At 58.8% G+C, this 18084-nt stretch carries 13 protein-coding genes and 1 pseudogene; 8 read left to right on the top strand and 6 right to left on the bottom strand.

The genetic code is table 11. The features are described from left to right. Positions 1 to 253: 253 nt before the first annotated feature. Positions 254 to 3265: a DNA polymerase I gene (polA, locus tag HMPREF3055_RS05065; RefSeq protein ID WP_070738346.1), complete on the bottom strand. Its 3012-nt coding sequence runs from the start codon at positions 3263 to 3265 to the stop codon at positions 254 to 256. 426 nt (positions 3266 to 3691) lie between these two features. On the opposite strand from polA, the gene HMPREF3055_RS05060 reads away from it, so the two are divergent. The 3 genes from HMPREF3055_RS05060 (at position 3692) to HMPREF3055_RS05050 (ending at position 5970) form a co-directional block, all read left to right on the top strand. Further along, positions 3692 to 4969, top strand: a complete 1278-nt coding sequence (locus HMPREF3055_RS05060; RefSeq protein WP_070738344.1) for a dicarboxylate/amino acid:cation symporter — start codon at positions 3692 to 3694, stop codon at positions 4967 to 4969. A 132-nt stretch (positions 4970 to 5101) separates the two neighbouring features. Then, complete coding sequence (locus HMPREF3055_RS05055) at positions 5102 to 5608, top strand: PaaI family thioesterase (protein ID WP_070543074.1); 507 nt, start codon at positions 5102 to 5104, stop codon at positions 5606 to 5608. Between the two features lie 113 nt (positions 5609 to 5721). Further along, entirely contained in the window at positions 5722 to 5970 is a 249-nt protein-coding gene (locus tag HMPREF3055_RS05050; protein ID WP_005506231.1) for a hypothetical protein, read from the top strand. Positions 5971 to 6208: 238 nt separating this feature from the next. On the opposite strand, the gene HMPREF3055_RS05045 is transcribed toward HMPREF3055_RS05050, so the two are convergent. Beyond that, complete coding sequence (locus HMPREF3055_RS05045) at positions 6209 to 6820, bottom strand: ANTAR domain-containing response regulator (RefSeq protein WP_005509159.1); 612 nt, start codon at positions 6818 to 6820, stop codon at positions 6209 to 6211. A 439-nt stretch (positions 6821 to 7259) separates the two neighbouring features. On the opposite strand from HMPREF3055_RS05045, the gene HMPREF3055_RS05040 reads away from it, so the two are divergent. After that, entirely contained in the window at positions 7260 to 8162 is a 903-nt protein-coding gene (locus tag HMPREF3055_RS05040; RefSeq protein WP_070688819.1) for a PIN-like domain-containing protein, read from the top strand. A gap of 129 nt (positions 8163 to 8291) precedes the next feature. On the opposite strand, the gene HMPREF3055_RS05035 is transcribed toward HMPREF3055_RS05040, so the two are convergent. Then, a complete protein-coding gene (locus HMPREF3055_RS05035; RefSeq protein ID WP_070690197.1) occupies positions 8292 to 9341 on the bottom strand; it encodes a glycosyltransferase in 1050 nt (349 codons plus the stop codon). A 284-nt stretch (positions 9342 to 9625) separates the two neighbouring features. On the opposite strand from HMPREF3055_RS05035, the gene HMPREF3055_RS05030 reads away from it, so the two are divergent. The 3 genes and pseudogenes from HMPREF3055_RS05030 to HMPREF3055_RS09385 all read left to right on the top strand — a co-directional run bounded on the left by HMPREF3055_RS05030 (position 9626) and on the right by HMPREF3055_RS09385 (position 11564). Next, positions 9626 to 10417 carry a hypothetical protein gene (locus tag HMPREF3055_RS05030; RefSeq protein ID WP_070634355.1) on the top strand — a complete coding sequence of 264 codons (792 nt, stop codon included), beginning with the start codon at positions 9626 to 9628 and terminating at the stop codon, positions 10415 to 10417. A gap of 46 nt (positions 10418 to 10463) precedes the next feature. Continuing rightward, positions 10464 to 10664: pseudogene (locus HMPREF3055_RS09550) on the top strand (helix-turn-helix domain-containing protein); the annotation flags it as partial. A gap of 186 nt (positions 10665 to 10850) precedes the next feature. Beyond that, complete coding sequence (locus tag HMPREF3055_RS09385) at positions 10851 to 11564, top strand: ImmA/IrrE family metallo-endopeptidase (RefSeq protein WP_246826898.1); 714 nt, start codon at positions 10851 to 10853, stop codon at positions 11562 to 11564. A gap of 138 nt (positions 11565 to 11702) precedes the next feature. On the opposite strand, the gene ftsY is transcribed toward HMPREF3055_RS09385, so the two are convergent. Continuing rightward, complete coding sequence (ftsY, locus tag HMPREF3055_RS05020; protein WP_070688822.1) at positions 11703 to 12812, bottom strand: signal recognition particle-docking protein FtsY; 1110 nt, start codon at positions 12810 to 12812, stop codon at positions 11703 to 11705. A 180-nt stretch (positions 12813 to 12992) separates the two neighbouring features. Here ftsY and HMPREF3055_RS05015 point away from each other — a divergent pair, with 180 nt between their 5' ends. Beyond that, positions 12993 to 14411, top strand: a complete 1419-nt coding sequence (locus tag HMPREF3055_RS05015; RefSeq protein ID WP_049357068.1) for an MFS transporter — start codon at positions 12993 to 12995, stop codon at positions 14409 to 14411. An 83-nt stretch (positions 14412 to 14494) separates the two neighbouring features. Here the strand turns inward: HMPREF3055_RS05015 and HMPREF3055_RS05010 are convergent, their stop codons facing one another. Both HMPREF3055_RS05010 and HMPREF3055_RS05005 read right to left on the bottom strand, forming a co-directional pair. Then, positions 14495 to 15928, bottom strand: a complete 1434-nt coding sequence (locus tag HMPREF3055_RS05010; RefSeq protein ID WP_168165849.1) for a hypothetical protein — start codon at positions 15926 to 15928, stop codon at positions 14495 to 14497. Positions 15929 to 16238: 310 nt separating this feature from the next. Further along, a complete protein-coding gene (locus HMPREF3055_RS05005; protein WP_070690194.1) occupies positions 16239 to 17660 on the bottom strand; it encodes a hypothetical protein in 1422 nt (473 codons plus the stop codon). Between the last annotated feature and the right edge of the window lie 424 nt (positions 17661 to 18084).

The following is an 18084-nucleotide window of genomic DNA, read 5'->3' as shown; positions in this document are numbered from 1 at the left end:
GATGTCACTACGGACGACACCGCCCCTCCGTGTAAGGCACCAAGCCTACCTGGAGCGCGGGGTAGCTATACCCTCCGGAAGCGACATCAGGGTACCCTCTCGGGTGCTCTCCGCAGCGAAGCAAGGAGAGGGCGGAGCGCCCGAGAGGGTGGGTTCCCCTGCAGGAGCGGAGGAAGGGTATAGCGTACCCACCCGCCCTGTAGGAACGAGGACGAATACCGCTTTCCGTGCAGAGCCGAGAGAAGAAACGAACCTAGTGGCCTGCCTCCTGCCAAGACTTGCCCCAGCCGACCTGCACATCCAGAGGAACACGCAGGGAGGCGGCACCACTCATCTCCTCGACGAGCACGCGTTCGGCGGCTTCACGCTCACCGGTGGCGACTTCGAGGATGATTTCGTCGTGCACCTGCAGCAGCATGCGGGTCTTCAGGCCCTCTTCGCGCAGGCGGCGGTGAATGTTGATCATGGCGATCTTGATGATGTCCGCGGCGGTTCCCTGAATCGGGGCGTTGAGGGCGGCACGTTCGGCGGCTTCACGGCGTACACGGTTGGGTGAGTCCAGGTCGGGCAGCACGCGGCGGCGGCCGAAAATGGTTTCGGTGTAGCCGTCCTGGTGTGCCTGCTTGAGCACACCGCGCAGGAATCGTCCCACGCGTCCGAAGCGCTTGAAGTAGTTGGTGCGCAGCTCGCCCGCTTCATCGGAGCTGATGTTCAGCTGCTTGGCGAGGCCGAAGCGCGAGAGGCCGTACGCCAGGCCGTAGGACATTGCCTTGACCTTGGAGCGCTGCTCGGGGGTGACGTCCTCGGGGGCTACGCCGAAGACTTCGGAGCCGACGTAACGGTGCAGGTCCTCCCCCGCTTCGTAGGCGGCGATGAGCTTCTCGTCGGCGGCGAGGTGCACCATGATGCGCATTTCAATCTGCGAGTAGTCGGCGGTGAGCAGGCCCTCGTATTCCACACCGTCGATGGGTGCGGGCGCGACGATGAAGGCACCACGGATGCGGCGGCCTTCCTCGGTGCGGATCGGGATGTTCTGCAGGTTCGGTGCGGTCGAGGAGAGTCGACCGGTGGAGGCGGCACCCTGCTGGAAGGTGGTGTGCACGCGTCCGTCGTCGGCGGCTGCCTTCTGCAGGCCTTCGACGGTCTGTACGAGCTTGATGTTGTCGCGGTAGGCGGCGAGCGCACCGAGGAATGCGGCACCGTCGGACTCCGGGGAGATTTTGGAGAGTAGCTCGGTGACGGATTCGGCGTCGGTGGAGTAGCCGGACTTGATTTTGCGGGTGTGCGGCAGGGCGAGCTTGTCGAAGAGCACGGTCTGTAGCTGTTTGACGGAGGCGAGGTTGAGGGGTTCTTCGCCGTCGTCGGTTTCGACGGTGTCGCCGATGATGGCACGCGCGGCGTCCTGCGCCTGGGCGGCGCGTGCGGAGAAGGTGTCGTGCAGTTCGGCCAGGAGTGCGTCGGAGACGGCGATGCCTGCCTGTTCCATGTCTGCGAGGACGTAGAGCAGCGGCAGTTCGATTTCTTCGTAGACCTTCAGCTGACCGTGCTCTTCCATTTCGAAGTGCAGCAGGCGTGCGAGTTCGTGGATGATGCGGCTGATTTGCGTGAAGTAGCGCAGGTTGTCGACGGGTTCGGCTTCGCCGGGCATGCTGAAGAGGGAGGGTTCTGCCTCGTCTTCTTCGGGCTGGAAGACGAGCTGCGCGTAGGGGTCCTTGGGGATCCAGAGGTAGCGTTCGGCGAGGTCTTCCATGCGTTCGGAGAAGAGCTTGCGGGTTGCGGTGGGGATGAAGCCGCACATGTAGGAGGACAGTGCGGGGTCTTCAACAGCGCCGGCGAGTTCGTAGCCGTAGGCGCGCAGGAGTTTGCGCTGAACCTTGAGGTCCATGACGATTTTGCGGGCTGCTTCGTCAGAGAGCCAGGCGGCGAGGGCGGCGTCGAGTTCCGGGTCGATGGTGCGGGTATCGATCCAGAGGCTGGTGCTCTTGCTGGTGAGGAGCACGCCGAGCAGTTCGGGGTTTTCTTCGGCGGCGCGGATCTTGGTTTTGGTGACCTTGACGGCGGGTGCGTCGCCGATGGCGGGGCGCGCTACGGGCAGGTTGGTGACCGGGTAGAGGGTCACGGCGCCTTCGAGGCGTTCGGGTACGGCGATGGGCGCGCCCTGTTCGTCGGTGCCGTAGTTTTCTTCGGCTGCGGCGGAACAGAAGGCGCGGAATGCTGCTGCGTCTGCGTTTTTGGTGGGTGCGCTGGTGGCAATGGGTGCGTAGACGGGGCCGGTGGGTGCCTTCTTGGGCGCGCCCTCCTCCCCTGCTTCTGCGGCGGAGCTAGTAGCGCCTGCGGATCCGGCGGCGCGCACGATGGGGCCGAGGGTGTCGACGGCGCGCTTGCGGATGGTGCGGAACTCTACCTCGTCGAAGAAGGTGTTGAGTGCATCCAGGTCGGGGGTGAATGCGGTGTCTTCGAGGGTGACGTTCAGGTCAAGGTCGTTGACGAGCTGGTTGAGGCGACGGTTGCGCACCACGTTATCCACGTTCTCGCGCAGCGCCTCGCCCTTCTTGCCGCCAATCTTGTCGCGGTTGTCGAGCACACCCTGCAGGGAGCCGTATTCGCCGAGCCATTTGGCGGCGAAGCCGGGGCCTACGCCGGGTACGCCGGGCAGGTTGTCCGCCTGTTCGCCGGTGAGGGCGGCGAGGTCGGGGTACATGTGCGGGGGTACTTTGGTTTTCTTTTCGACGGCGGCGGGGTCCATGCGCTGAATACCCTTGGAGGGGCCAGTGGTGACCGGGTAGAGCAGGGTGACGTCGTCGGTGACGAGCTGGAAGATGTCGCGGTCGCCGGAGAGGATGAGAACCTTGTAGCCGGCTTCGGTGCCGCGGCGGGTGAGGGTTGCGACGATGTCGTCGGCTTCGTAGTTTTCGTAGGTGAGCGCAGGGATGTTGAGCGCGCCGAGCATCTTTTTGATGAGGTCGATTTGGCCGTTGAAGGCTTCGGGGATGGCGTTGCGGCCACCCTTGTATTCGCCGTATTCGGCGGTGCGGAAGGTGCCGCCGGGCAGGTCGAAGGCTACGGCGATGTGGCTGGGCTGGTTGTCTTTGATGATGCTCAGCAGGGTGGAGAGGAAGGCGTGGACGGCTTCGGTGTGCTGGCCGTCGCTGCGCACGAAGATGTGCTGTCCGGTCTTTTCGGCCATGGTGTAGATGCCGAAGAAGGAGCGTAGGGCGAGGGAGTGTCCGTCAATGAGCAGGAGGGTTTTGTTCTCTGTAGTCACTCCTCTAGTGTATCGAGTCTGAGTTTTCTTGGTGGTTGGCTTGGTGACGGCTGGGTTGGGGGGCTAGTTTCGGTGGTTACGGGTTAGAGCCCTGTGGGGAGGCACCCGCGCTGTGTTGGGTGTCGGTGCTGTGCCATATAGCGGAATAACGGGGTGTGTGGAAAGAGTTTTACCTCATATGTAGGTGCCGGTGGGGTGCGTTTGGTAAGTTTTTCTCCCGAAAATTGTGCCCCAAGCCACTATGTGAGGTGGATAATAATACGGTTTCCAGATAATATATAACCTTATTATCGCCTCCAGCGTAGGAAACCCCCACACCCTGTGTATTCATAGGCAGAACTCTACCCAGAATTCACCGGCAGGATTCACCGGACCGTGAGGGCACATCCCGCGCTTAACACACAACGAACCCTCATTTAGGAAACTATGAAGGCACTCAAAAAACTTCCCCTCCTCGCGTGGATTATCATCGCGATCGCATCGGGTGTGCTCATCGGCTTGCTGACCCCCGGAATGATTAGCGGCATCAATGACGCAACCGGCGCAGCCATCCCCACCGACCTCATTGTGCAGCTCTTCGTCTCCTTCTCTACCGTATTCAGCGCCTTCCTGAGCTTCGCGATTCCGCTGATTATTATCGGTTTCATCGTGCCCGGCATTGGTTCCCTCGCGCAGGGTGCGGGCAAGATGCTCGGCATCACCGTGGGTCTGGCGTACATCTCCAGCATCCTTGCCGGCTTCCTGGCACTGACCTGCGCACTGCTGCTCTACCCCATCATCTTGAAGGGTCAGCAGCTCGCATCCTTCGATAACCCCGAGAACGCCCTCTCCACCGGTTACGTTTCCATTCAGCTGACCCCGATTATGGGCGTGCTGAGCGCCCTGATTCTCTCCTTCATCCTGGGCCTGGGCATTACCGCTTTGAAGACCCGCGCAATGCTGAACCTCTTCGAGGACTTCCAGGTCATCGTTGAGAAGATGCTCAGCTACGTGATTATCCCCCTGCTGCCCGTACACATTGTGGGCGTGTTCGCGAACATGACCCTCGCCGGTCAGGTCGCCAAGATTCTCTCCGTTTTCGGTCTTGTGTTCGTCATGGTGATTATTCTGCACTGGGTCACCCTGGCCCTGCAGTACTCGGTGGCTGGCGCGGTGTCTCGCCGTAGCCCCATCCAGATGCTCAAGACCATGATGCCCGCGTACTTCACCGCAATCGGCACCCAGTCTTCGGCTGCGACCATCCCGGTGACCGTGCGTTCTGCAAAGAAGGCTGGCATCTCTGCTCGCGTGGTGGACTTCGCGATTCCGCTGTGCGCAACCATTCACCTCTCCGGCTCCATGATCACCATTACCTCCTGCGCGGTGGCTGTGCTGTTCATGACCGGTAAGGGCCCCGACTTCGGTTCGCTGGTTCCCATGATTCTAGTGCTCGGCGTGATGATGGTTGCCGCTCCCGGCGTTCCCGGCGGTGGCGTGATGACCGCAATCGGTCTGCTGGAGTCTATGCTTGGCTTTGACTCCTCCATGATTGCCCTGATGATTGCTCTGTACCTGGCTCAGGATTCCTTCGGCACCGCGACCAACGTGACCGGTGACGCGACCATCGCAACCCTGACCGAGCGCATCTCCAAGGCAATCGGAGCGAATCCCGATAAGGAAATCCGCGACGAGGACATCGAAAAGGCAGAAGCCATTTCCGCCTAATCCTCTCCGCTTCCATAGCGTTTTTCAGCCCCGCCTCCTGAGTTCAGGAGGCGGGGCTGACCCGCACCCGGAAGCACCCGCGAAAAGCTATCCCGCCTAAAGCAACAAAAACCGAGGAGTACACTGGAAGTCATGACTGAAAACAACACACACCACGCACCCGTCCGCGCGGCAGCACCCACCACCCTCAGCGCAGAAGAAATCAAGGCGCAGCTGACCGAAAGCGGCATCCCCGAGCACCTGCACCCCTACTTCCCCCGCGGCCTGGGCGAGCTCATCCCCGCCATGGGCATTAAGTTCCAGGAACTCACCGCAGAACGCACCGTTGCGACCATGCCCGTCGCCGGTAACACCCAGCCCATCGGTCTGCTGCACGGCGGCGCCAACGTGGTCCTCGCCGAGACCCTCGGCTCCCTCTCCGCAGGTGTACACGGCGGCGAAAACCTCGTAGCAGTCGGTGTGGACATCAACGCAACCCACGTGCGCCCGGCAGTCTCCGGCGTGGTTACCGCAACCTGCACCGCTGTCAAGCTCGGACGCACCCTGTGCATCCACTCCATCGACATTGTGGATGAGCGCGGCCGCACCACCTGCACCGCACGCATCACCAACATGCTGATTCCCCGCCCCACTGCATAATCTCCCGCAGTATAAAGTCCTACAGTCTCAGCAAGTAGCCTAAAATCGTAGAAGCACGGGGTACACGGCACCCCGCCGACACCCCACCAGAAGGTACGACCAGAAGGAGCACCATGGCCCGCGAGCGCACCCCCTATTTCAAGCGTTACCCGAAGATTGTGCGCGCCAAGCGCATTGTCCTGCCCATCGCAATCGGCGTGATGCTGGTGTGCCTGGTGACCGCCATCAACAACCCCGGCAGCTTCTGGTGGCTGGGCGTAATGCTCGGTACCGGCGGTATGCTCTGGGCTGGCTCCCCCACGGACCGCCCCATCAGCGGCCCAAACAATGACGAAGATGATTTGAACCGCTACCTGCGTTAAGTTCCGTGTAGCGCCGGGTTCCCGCCCGCGTTAGGCACCCGATTCGCGGCGCACACCCGCGAACCGTTAAACACGAACGCCCCGTCCCTCAGCTTCATCGTGAGGGGTGGGGCGTTTGTGTGTCATGAAAAGGTGCTGATCAGATACTGGCCAGCTGAAGGCGCATACGGGCGAATCCTAGTCTTCGCCGTAGCGTGCATTCGTACCTGTACTGTCACGTACTTTGCACGTCTTGTGCTTAGGAGAGCTGCTTGATGATGGTGTCGGAAACTTCGCGCATGGACAGGCGGCGGTCCATGGAGGTCTTCTGAATCCAGCGGAATGCTTCCGGCTCGGTCAGGTTCATCTTGGTGATGAGCAGCGACTTTGCGCGGTCAACGAGCTTGCGGGTCTCGAACTGGTCGCGGATGGTGCCCACTTCCTTCTCGAGAGCGCGAATCTGCTCGTAGCGGCTAATTGCCACCTCGATTGCGGGAACCAGGTCGTTCGGGGAGAACGGCTTGACGACGTACGCCATAGCGCCTGCCTCAACGGCACGGTCTACGAGTTCCTTCTGACTGAATGCGGTCAGCAGAACGACGGGAGCAATCTGCTCCTTCGCAATTTCTTCAGCTGCGGTGATGCCGTCCATGATCGGCATCTTCACATCCATGAGGACGAGGTCGGGGCGGTGCTTCTGCGCTAGCTCGACGGCGGTCTTGCCGTTATCGGTTTCTGCAACAACATCGAAACCCTGGTCCTTCAGAATTTCAACGATGTCGAGGCGAATCAATGCCTCGTCTTCAGCCACGACGACGGTGCGGGCCGGGCCCTGCTCCTCCGCCTGGTTTTGAGTGGTCAGCTCTGACATTACTCTTCTCCTTTATCAAATTTGAATCACTTAAAGTCTACAGGAGGGAATAAATGTTCATCTACTTTCTCGCCTCGTCCCCCGCGTGTTATATGCGTCCTATGTGCAGGTGGGAGGAGTTTTCTTTCGTCATTTTTGAGCCACCACGCAGATTTTGCATCTTAATGCATGTTTTTGTTCTATACTGCTCATGACCACAAAGAAAAACCCGCACAACGCAGAGGTCACGCGGCGAAATTCACACCTAAAACATAGACCCGAAAATGACTCTGACATGCAATAACGCGTCGTCGGGTTAGATACAAACGTAATAAACAAAATATTTATACCGAAACTCCATCACCTGCCAAAGAAGGCCGATACACTGGAATGGATTATTCTCCTCGACTTCTCCGGCACTCGCATTTGACCGACCATACTCGATACCCGGAGGGGATTCATGTCAATCACCCGTCAAGCACGCACCTTGTACTCAGACTTCGTCGAGTACAAGGAACTCGATCGCGCCCCGCTGACTTCCATTCACCCCGGAATTCTCATCGCCTTCGACTCCACCGCGCTTGCAAGCCTCTACAACTACCCAACCCACATTAGCGACGAAATCCTCCGCGCCTACTCACAGCTACGCGGACACGCCTTCCTCCCCCACCAGGCACTCAAAGAATTCTGGGCAGCACTCGACGGCGCCTCCCCCGTACCCGCCGCTGCAGACCGCGTCCGCTCAGCGCTCGCATCCTTCAAAGAAACCCTGCCCGAAGAACGCAACTCCCCCTGGAGCGCGTTGCGTTCAGTTACGCACCAGCTGGACCACTCCATCGCGCAGATCATGAGGATCCTTGAACCCACCACCGACACCGGATCCATCAACATGGCACGCCGCGAAGATGACACGATCCTGCCGCGACTGAACCGCATCTTCACCGGACACGTGGGTGCCGTGCCCAGCCCCGAACGCCACGAACAGCAGTGCCGCGAAGCCCTCGCACAGGGCCACCCGCTGCTCGCTAACGCCAGCTTTGACGCCGACTTCGCGCTCTGGAACCAGTGCGTTGCCGAAGCAACCACCCGCGTGAAAGGCACCGACTGCGTCTTCGTCACCGGTGGTGTGCGCGACACCTGGCTGCGCAACGGTCAGCAGGTACGCGCCGCATCGGGCGGCGAACACGTGCGTCAGCTCGCGAACCGCCAGCTGCTGCGTGAATACACTAAGGCAACCGGAGGCGGCGTGTTCCGCATCTACACCGTTGAGGAGATCCTGCGGCTCGCCTCCAACCAGTACGGCGTGACCGTCAGCGACGCTACCTACAGCGCGATTCGCGCGGAACAGCCCGTAGCTGTGTAGGCAAGCGGTGTAGGCGGCCAACCATCACGCCACACTAACAACCACCGTTAACCGCGAGAAGCCACATGTGTTTCGAGAAGCCACCAAAAACGTGGCTTTTCGAAACACATGTGGCTTTTCAGCATCTAGCTAGTTCTCACGGCTGGCGCGGTACAGCTCAGCGGCGCGCTGCTCCAAGGAATCGTCATCACCGAGCATCAGGTAGCACAAGTACAGGGTGAAGGCGGCGCGGCGGTCGGCGGCGAGCGCCTCCGCGTCATCACCCTCAGGGGTGCTGAAAGCGATAGCGTCGTGTGCCTGCGGCAGGGCGGCGATCAGGTGCGCGGCGGTTTCGTAGCCGTCCTGGTTGCCGGGCAGGGTGACGTGGTGCGGCTCCTGGTTCTTGTCAGCAGCGCCGGATTCCGCTCGGGCGGCGGAAAAGTTAGCCTTGAGAACGTCCTCAACACGGCTCATCAGCTCATCGTCGGGCAGGGTACGGTCATCTGCGGCAAACGCAACGTGGATGCCGTTCAGAGTCTCGTAGGGGTGCTCACCCGCGTAGTATCCGGCGGCGAGCGCGTAGCCGGTGAGTAGCTGCGCTTCGGCGGCGGTGAAGGTGCCGCGTGCCTCACGCAGGTCGGGCAGCAGAAGCTCAGTCAGGAGGGGGTGCAGGGACTCGGGGGCGTTCGCGATAGCCTCCTGCAGGTACTCTTCCGCCTCCGCGGTGGGCTCGGCGTTGAGCAGGGTCAGGAAAGCCTCATCGGTGCCAGCCCAGCATCGGGCGATCAGCACGAGGGTTGCAATCAGCAACAGCAGGTCGCGGTAGTTGCCCGAACGGTCAGCACCGAAGGTCTCGGCAACAACGCGTGCCAGCATGCGGGCGGCAATGTTCTCAAGGACGAACTCGTCGTAGGGGTTGCTGCCGGGCCAGTTTGCGGGGTCGGGAAGGTAGTTTTCGTCCAGGTACCGCAGCACGGGTTCGAGGGGTGCGGGCGCATCCGCAGCGAGGTCGAGGCGGCACTGCTCAACCCAGCTGTTCACGGTAGCCTCGTCAGCGATGCCGGTAGCCTCAGCCAGCTGGGCGCGCGAAAGGCTGTACGGTGCAACGAGCTTGCCGAGGTCGTCGCACGCGCCGTTGGAGCGGTAGGTGGGCTGGTAGTTGGGGGCGGGAAGAGTTCCGGGGAGGTTGGTGGCTGCCATGGTAGCTCCTTCGCTGAGGTTCGGGGTGAACTGGGTTGTATGGTGTGCGATGCGCGGTGCCGCCTGAGGGGTTGGGGCGTCTTCTTTCTACGCATCTTCTAATTTCAGAATATCCCAGAGCCCCGCATCGTGTGCTGCCCGTCGTCATTATGGGCTTCGGAGTGTTTTTATCGCCTTCACCATACCCGCCATAGACACATATAAGCACCCATCAGTTGTTAATGATAGAATCGCAGTGTATTATTTAGTTAATTTTCAAACAATATTTTTCAAAGGAGTTAATAATGTCCCACTCTCCCTATAGCAACAAGAAGGTCATGGAGGACTGGCTTAAAGACCTCGGGGTTTTGGATACTCTGGCCACTGCGGCAAAGATTATCCAGCTTGCGGCGAATAACCCGGACTACCCTGAACATGCACGGAACGCCAGCAAGGGCATGAACCACTACGAGCTTGTTGCTGAAAATCTTAATCGTGTCACCCTTACCGGTGATAAGTTTGTCTCATTTCAAAATGAACCTATCACTAAGAATCTCAACGCTTTGGCAACTGACCTTCCGCAGGAAGCATATCCGCTTCTCACTGCATTGAGCCGTCGGCGTGGTCTTTACCGCAGTGATTCGTACAAGAACATGCCCTATTGGGAGGTCAGCACCTGTTGCTCCCTGGTAATGCAAAGCGCTAACCGCTTCGGTGGCATTGACAAGATTCGTTGGGAGAGCAGCACGAAAAAGCGAATTATTTCAGCAACGAATCACTACGTTCAGGACACTCTCGATATTCCGGGGTTGGATGATCTCGTCGAAGATTTGCCGTTGCGTCTCCCCATTTTGGTAGTAGCGTATAATATTTCCCCCGAAGGTGAACTTAAGGAGTTTGCCCTTGGTCTACCTGCTCCGGTCGAACGTCGCAACCAGAGCCCTTGGGTATGGACCATTGATGTACTCGATCATGCAGCATCGTCGAAATTCCTTGCCGCCATCGATTCCGCGCAGGAAGAAGTTCAGTCTACGACCCATCCTGAGGCCCCGGCAGTTCCTGACGCTCATGTTAAGCTGAAGAAGGCAGCCGAGTAGGAGCTGTTATGACTCATACACCACACTCTTTGTCCGCGAAAGCATTATGTCTGTACAAGATTCTTCCCCCATACTCTCCTTTGACCCAAGGAGGCTCACGTTAGCTCGAGAACTTCAAGGCGTCCGCAAGAGCGATTTGGCTAGGAGTCTTGGAGTTAGCGCTGTCACTATTACTCATTGGGAATCGGGTAACCGAAACCCAACTAAAGATAATGTCTACGCACTAGCTCTAACTCTTGGCGTTGCTCCATCTTTTCTTGAAAGTCAGTTCTCAGAAGCCCCATTAATTTCTGGCGCACCTCACTTTAGGTCCTTACGCTCGACAACTCAGCTTAGTCGCAACCAGGCTCAAGCGTATACGCAAGTTGTCCAGGATGTTGTGCATACAATGAGTGAATATGTCGATTTCCCGGACCTGGTACTCCCCAGCATCTTGACTGATTCTGACCTTCCCGGTTCTGAGATTCCTCGTCTAGCAGCTGAGCAGGTTCGTAAAGATTGGGGTTTAGGGAATAAGCCCGTCCAACATGTTGTCCGCGCTATGGAGAACCATGGTATCGTCGTTGTCTTTGCTCCCTTCCAGAGCGCAGCAATTGATGCATACTCCACTTTTGGTAGCGAAGCTCCAGTAGTAGTTCTGAACCCGACAAAGGGTGATTACTACCGTCAACGCTTTGATGCCGCCCATGAACTAGGCCACCTAGTAATGCATGCTGATGCTGATCCTGGTCATAAGGTTCTTGAGGCTCAGGCTCATGCATTTGCCGCAGAATTTTTGGCACCAAGTGCATGCATTCAGGATGAATTGCCTACAGTCATGAACGGTCAAGGCTGGATGAAGCTGAAGGAGCTTAAGGAATATTGGGGCATCAGTATGCAGGCTCTTTTGTATAGGGCTAAAGAACTGGGCCGCCTTTCAGACGATGCCTACCGGAACGCTATGGTTACCGTTTCTCGTAACGGATGGCGCGCTAAGGAACCAGGTCTTATTTCTTCTCTCGAAGAACCGTCCCTAATTCCTCATGCGATTAGTCTCATCGAGGAGTCAGGCGTTCCGTCTGAGATATTGAGAGAGAAATCGCGCGTACCTCAACATTATTTTGAAGTCATCACAGCGCGACGTCCTGTTCTACCAGTAAATGTATAGGAATCAAGCCTCGAGGGAGTGTAATTCTTGCACTCTCTCGAGGCTTCTCTGGGCATCCCCAAAATGTATCAGGCCAGTTCAACAGAAAAGCCACATGTGTTTCAAACACATGTGGCTTCTCGGCGGAGTATGAGGATGTTAGTCCAGCAGCGCGTCCACGAATGCTTCCGGGTCGAACGGCGCCAGGTCGTCCGGGCCTTCACCCAGGCCGATGAGCTTGACGGGAACGCCGAGCTCCTCCTGGATAGCGACCACGATGCCGCCCTTTGCGGTGCCGTCAAGCTTGGTGAGCACGATACCGGTGACGTCCACGATATCGCCGAAGACCTTCGCCTGAACCATACCGTTCTGGCCGGTGGTCGCGTCAATCACGAGCAGAACCTCGGTGACCGGCGCTTCCTTCTCAATCACGCGCTTGATCTTGCCGAGCTGATCCATCAGACCGGACTTGTTCTGCAGGCGGCCAGCAGTGTCCACGAGCACGGTGTCGACGCCCTGCTCCTTGCCAGCCTTCACGGCATCAAACGCGACGGATGCGGGGTCGGCGCCTTCCTTCTCGGAACGCACGGTCTTCACGCCCACGCGGTCACCCCAGGTGGTCAGCTGCTCGGAGGCGGCCGCACGGAACGTATCCGCGGCACCCAGGAGCAGGGTCTGACCGTCAGCAACCATCACGCGGGCAATCTTACCGACGGTCGTGGTCTTACCGACGCCGTTCACGCCAACGACCAGCACCACGCCGGGGTTGCCGTCGCTACCGGCGGTCTTCAGTTCGCGGTCCATGTCGGGGCGAACAATCTTCACGAGCTCTTCGCGGAGCATCTTCTTCACGGCGGCGGGGTTACTCGTACCCTCAACGCGCACGCGCTGCTGCAGCGCCTCCACCAGGCGGGTAGTCGGCTCGGAACCGAGGTCGGCGAGCAACAGGGTCTCTTCCACTTCGTCCCAGACGTCCTGGTCGATGCGGTCGCGGGAGAGCAGAGCCAGCAGGCCCTTGCCGAGCATGTTGTTGGAGCGTGCCAGGCGGGCACGCAGGCGCACCAGGCGACCCGCGGACGGGTCGGGCATATCAAGTTCAATAGCGCGAGGTGCCGAGCTTTCGGGTTGTTCCGCCGATCCGCCGGAGGCCTTAGCCGCCTCCTGACGCAAAGACTGCAGGTCCGCGGTCTTCTTGGGTCGGCGCAGAACGGCGAAAAGTACACCGGCGATAACCAGTACACCCAGCACGATTGCGCAGATTATCATCATCGTTTCGTTCACACTACTAGCTTACCGGTTTGGGCGGTTTGGCTGGTCGAGGTGACGCGCATGCCCGGCTGTCGGCGGAGTAGACTGGACACTGTTAAGTTTTTTAGCCGAACACATGGTTGACAGTTGCGGGTGGGGCCCGCGGCTGCCGCACGGCACCGCACGATTTCGAGGATGAACATGAGGAACCCTGCCAAAACACCGCCTGTTTTTGACCCGCGCACGATTGACCCGAATCGTGTGCCGACCGGCTTGAAGGTTCTGATTGCTGCCTCGTTCATGATTGCGGTGGGTTTTGGTTTGGTGGCGCCGGTGCTGCCGAACTATGCGCAGAACTTTAATGCGACGGTCACTATGGCGACGATGGTGGTTTCTGCGTTGGCGATTACGCGCCTGATTTTTGCGCCGTCGGCGGGTCAGATGATTACCCGGTGGGGTGAGCGTCCGGTGTACACGATTGGCATGCTGATTGTGTCGGTGACGTCGTTCATGATTGCGTTTGCCTGGGATTATTGGGTTCTGCTGGGTTCGCGTGCGGTGGCGGGTATCGGCTCGGTCATGTTCACGGTCTCTGCGATGGGTCTGCTGGTACGCCTGTCCCCGGCGCATATGCGCGGCCGTATTTCGGGTTATTATGCGACGGCGTTCCTGCTGGGTAACCTGCTGGGCCCGGTGATTGCGAGCGCGCTGGCGCCGTTTGGTATGCGTGCGCCGTTCATTGTGTATGGTTTTTCGCTGCTGGCGGCGGGCCTGATTGTGTGGTTCTTGATGCCGTCGCAGGCGGCGCTGGAGGCGGAGCGCGACGCGATTATGGAGGCGGCGGCACTGGCTGAGGGTAAGGGCACCGGGGTGCTGCCGTCGGCGGCGCCTTCCCCTGCTGACACTCAGGCTGGCGCATCCGGCAAGGCGGCTAAGCCTGCTGCATCCGGCGGCGCTGCGGGTAAGAGTGACCTGCCTGCGATGACGGTTCGTGACGCGTTGAAGTTCTCGAATTACCGTTCTGCGCTGGTGTCGAACTGGGCGATTGGCTGGTCGGTGTTTGGTGTGCAGTCGTCGATTATTCCGTTGGCGGCGGCGTATTTGGCGACTGGTGGCGATATGTCGAATTCGGTTGCGGGTACTTTGTTGGCGTCTTTGGCGATGGCGACGAACTCGTTTGGTAATGCGTTGACGCAGACGTTCTCGGGTCGTTTTTCGGATCGTTTTGGTCGCCGTGTGATGGCGTTTTCGGGTCTGCTGTTGGCGGGTTCTGCGGTGACGTTTATGGGTTTCGCGCCGGTGGCGTGGGTGTTTGTGTCGTTGACGGCGTGCCTGGGTATTGGTGCGGCGTTTATGGGTCCGTCGATTCAGGCTGCGGTGTCTGATGTGATTGGTACTCGCCGCAGTGGTGGCCAGGTGTTGGCGGTGTATCAGATGTTTAGTGATTTTGGTATGATCCTGGGCCCGCTGGTGGCTGGCATGATTGCGGATGCGTGGGGTTTTGTTCCGGCGTTCATTATCAGTGGTTTGTTGTTGGTGGCGGCGGCGTTTACGTGGGCGCCGTTCCGTAAAGCGCGCTGGCCAAAGGATATTGCGGACGCGGACTATACGGGCCGCTAAGCACTCTATAACATGTGAAAAGCCGGTGTCCGGTTCCTGTTGCGTGACAGGAACCGGACACCAGCTTTTAATCTATATGAGATTTAGGGAACGAGTACAATGATGCCAGCCATTATCTGATCACCCCAGAGAATCAAAATCCAGGGAATAGACAGCGCCATGCCTAATGCAACCAGCACGGGACGGTACCAGCGGCTCTTCGGCAGGTATGCCGATACCAGCAGCGCCAGCGGAAACAGCGGCAGCAGAATGCGGATGGTAGAGGAAATCGGGAGCCAGAAGATAAAAAGATACCCCATGTAGCATCCGGTCCACAGCCACAGAGCGGGGTGGATTAGGGAACGACTAAACTTACGGGAAATCCAGTAATAGAAACCCACCACTGCCATAATAACGATTATTGCAACAACAATCTTGGGAAGCACACCACCAAGGTAGTAGTAGATGCGCAGAATCCACTGAATGAAGAACTGGTGGCCTTCGCCGGGTTTGCGGTTACTCCATCCCAGCTCCGTCGCAAAATATGCGTCCATACGCCCTGTTCGCAGAGCAGCATGTAGAGGGTGTACGAACGCGAAGAAACAGACGAACAACGCGCTTATAAGCTGCCCGAACCTGCCCCGGAAGGAGCCCCACGCATCTGACAGTGCAGAGTGCGATGCATCCTCGATACGACGGCGACGGTAGTCGTTCACCGTACACCACAGCCACCACAGACCAACAAAGGCACCGAGGGGTACGCCGACCGGGCGGGATAGTGCGGCGAGGAGCGCTACTGGGAGCAGCATGAGGTATCGGCCGCGGAGTACGCACCATACGCTCAGTGCAATCAGTAGGACGGATAGTGCTTCCGCGTAGCCGGTGATGAAGACGGGGCTGGCCATGCTGAAGGCGTACACTGCGACGGCCCATAGTGCGAGGCGGTTGCGGGACTCGTCCCCTACGAGGGCGCGGGTGTCGAAGATGCCGCGGTCACGCCAGTTGAGGCAGCCGATGAAAAGGCGGTGCAGAACATAAGCCAGGGTAAAACCTGCCACGATGGTCAAAGCAAGCGCTGCTACACGGTATCCGATACCGAACGTATCGGCAACACCACCAGCAATGAGGGGCTGTAATGGCATGAAGGCCCAGGTATTGTTGTCCACCGTGCCATCTGGACGCATGGGCAAATGCTGAGGATACCAATTGGTATAAATACGCTCGTAGAGGTCGGCATCCCATTTACTCAGGAACCCGAGGAGATCACCGCGCCGGCTTGCACCAACGAGGTGGTTATTTTTGTGTTGCTCATGTGCAACAAGAAAAATGGCAAGATGAAAAACACAGGCAGCTGCCCAAATCAGCAGTGCAGAAACCCACGTACGGCGAGCAGGTAACAACCTTTGCTCAGAAGAAGTGTCAGCTCCAGAAGACTTAGCACCCCGGTCATCAAGAACAGGCACAGGACCAGTCAGAAAACCAGAAAAGAGCTTAGAAAAGACGGAGGACGGAGCAATCCATCCAAGATGTTTAGTCATAAGTATTCTCAATGTGTCAGTGTGAGTGATAATCGGCATCTCAACCATTTCAGCTCTCCGCCACGACGGACAGCATGCACTATACAGCCGGATATGCAGTGCATTTTAGTGAAATGTCCTCCATAGATTATCAGTTATTAACCCACCAGACACGTATAACAAACTCTCCACCTGTAATCTACCCATAGATTTATATCACAGGGCACCTGGTGGCTTGTTAAAAGACTACAGAAAAGCCGGTACCTGCGAGGGAACAGGCACCGGCTTTATATGTGCGAGAGGCAAGCCAGCAGAACAAGCTAACCCACTTTTAGGGCAGCAGCCAGACGGGGCCAATCACGTCCGGGCCGCCCCAGAGTAGGCGCATCCACAGGGCGGAGCCGAGCAAGCCCATCAGCACCAGCAGGAGGCGGTACATGCGGCTCTTCGGCAGGTAGGCGGCGACCAGCAGCGACAGGGGGAACAGCGGCAGCAGAATACGGAAGGTAGAAGATGTCGGGAGCCAGAAGATGAACAGGTATCCGGCGTAGCAGGCGGTCCACAGCCACAGGGCGGGGTGCAGTAGGGTGCGGGTGAATTTCTGCGACATCCACCAGTAGAAGCTCAGGATGAGGAGCACCAGGGCGGCCCACATGATGATGGCGGGTACGGAGCCCACATAGTAGAGGTTGAATTGGTGGACCCACTGGGCGAAGTACTGGTGACCGTCTTCGACCTTGCGGAAGCTCCAGCCGAGTTCCGTGGCGAGGTACGCGTCGGGACGTCCGGTACGCAGAGCCGCGTGCAGGGGGTGCACGAATGCGAAACTGCAGACCAGTAGCGCGCCGAGGAGCTGACCGAGGCGTCCACGGAACGCAGCCCACGCATCCGACAGGACAGACTGCGAGGAGTCATCGGAGCGGCGGGCAAGATAGTCAGAAACGGTGCACCAGAACCACCAGAGGCCTACGAACGCGCCGAGTGGTACACCCAGCGGGCGGGACAGCGCCGTCAGAAGTGCCACGGGCAGAAGCAGGATGTAGCGGCCACGCACCACACACCACACACTCAAGGCAAGGAGCAGAGTGGAAAGAGCCTCAGCGTAACCGGTGACGAAGATGGGGCTCGCGGGGCTGAATGCGTACACGGCGAGCGCCCACAGGGCGATGCGGTTTCGGGATTCGTCGCCAACGAGTGCGCGGGTGTCGAAGGTGCCGCGGTCACGCCAGTTCAGGCTACCGATGAAGAGACGGTAGAGCACAACAGCCAGGGCGAGGCCGGCGGCGAGGCTGACTCCGACCGCGGCGAGGCGGTACTCGATACCGAAAATGTCAGCGACTTTGCCGCTGATCATTGAGTGGAGGGGCATGAATGCCCAGGAGTTGAAGGATACGGACCCGTCGGCGCGCAGGGGTAGTTCGGTGGGGTACCACTCCTTGTAGATGCCCTGGTACCAGCCGGCGTCCCAGATGTTGAGGTAGGAGAGGAGGCCGTTGTGGTTTTTGTTTTCGTGGCTGAGGGGGTTTCGCTGGTCTTCTGCGAGCGAGTATGCGAAGGTGCCGAGGTGGGTTGCGCTGGCTAGTGCCCAGATGATGAGGGCGGGGATCCAGGTGCGGTAGGCGGCCAGTTTCTGGGGGTTGGCGACGTGTTCGGTATTACTCATCTTAGTTTTTGTGGAGGGGCGCTGCGCTTCAAGGGCAGGCACGGGACCGGTAGAGGAGCCGGAAGATAGGTCGCGTTCGATGAAGGACACAGGTTTTCCTGGGGATTGAGCCATAAGTATTCTCGCGAGTGTAGTGTGGACGCATGATGGACATTCTGGCGCCGTATCAGTTGAATCGTGTCTATTAGATGTGGCGGGTGCTGCCCAGTCCAAAGCGGGTGGTGCAGTTTGGTGAAATATCCATGTGTAGACTATCAACGAACTGACTGCGCCTCAATGTGAACGCGCTATTCCTGCTAATTATGACGAAAGAGATGAGTGAAGCCGGTGCCTGCGAGGGAGCAGACACCGGCTTTATGTGTGTGAGAGGTAAGCTAACAGAACAAGCCAACAACATGGAACCCCAGAGCCAGGTGAGCTAACAGCAACACCCAACCCCCAGACCAACCCATCTATATCTTCCTCCGGTGGGATAGGCGACCTAGAGGGCGTACCGGACACGCGAAGCGGGGGC

It is taken from the genome of Rothia sp. HMSC061C12 (assembly GCF_001815755.1).
Lineage (GTDB): Bacteria > Actinomycetota > Actinomycetes > Actinomycetales > Micrococcaceae > Rothia > Rothia mucilaginosa.
This window is presented reverse-complemented; position numbering and strand designations above follow the sequence as displayed.

Coding starts and splice junctions, on each gene's coding strand:
- HMPREF3055_RS05055 (WP_070543074.1), top strand. CDS start 5,102: ATGACTGAAAACAACACACACCACGCACCCGTCCGCGCGGCAGCACCC.
- HMPREF3055_RS05060 (WP_070738344.1), top strand. CDS start 3,692: ATGAAGGCACTCAAAAAACTTCCCCTCCTCGCGTGGATTATCATCGCG.
- HMPREF3055_RS05035 (WP_070690197.1), bottom strand. CDS start 9,341: ATGGCAGCCACCAACCTCCCCGGAACTCTTCCCGCCCCCAACTACCAG.
- HMPREF3055_RS05040 (WP_070688819.1), top strand. CDS start 7,260: ATGTCAATCACCCGTCAAGCACGCACCTTGTACTCAGACTTCGTCGAG.
- ftsY (WP_070688822.1), bottom strand. CDS start 12,812: ATGATGATAATCTGCGCAATCGTGCTGGGTGTACTGGTTATCGCCGGT.
- HMPREF3055_RS05010 (WP_168165849.1), bottom strand. CDS start 15,928: ATGACTAAACATCTTGGATGGATTGCTCCGTCCTCCGTCTTTTCTAAG.
- HMPREF3055_RS05050 (WP_005506231.1), top strand. CDS start 5,722: ATGGCCCGCGAGCGCACCCCCTATTTCAAGCGTTACCCGAAGATTGTG.
- HMPREF3055_RS05030 (WP_070634355.1), top strand. CDS start 9,626: ATGTCCCACTCTCCCTATAGCAACAAGAAGGTCATGGAGGACTGGCTT.
- HMPREF3055_RS05015 (WP_049357068.1), top strand. CDS start 12,993: ATGAGGAACCCTGCCAAAACACCGCCTGTTTTTGACCCGCGCACGATT.
- HMPREF3055_RS05045 (WP_005509159.1), bottom strand. CDS start 6,820: ATGTCAGAGCTGACCACTCAAAACCAGGCGGAGGAGCAGGGCCCGGCC.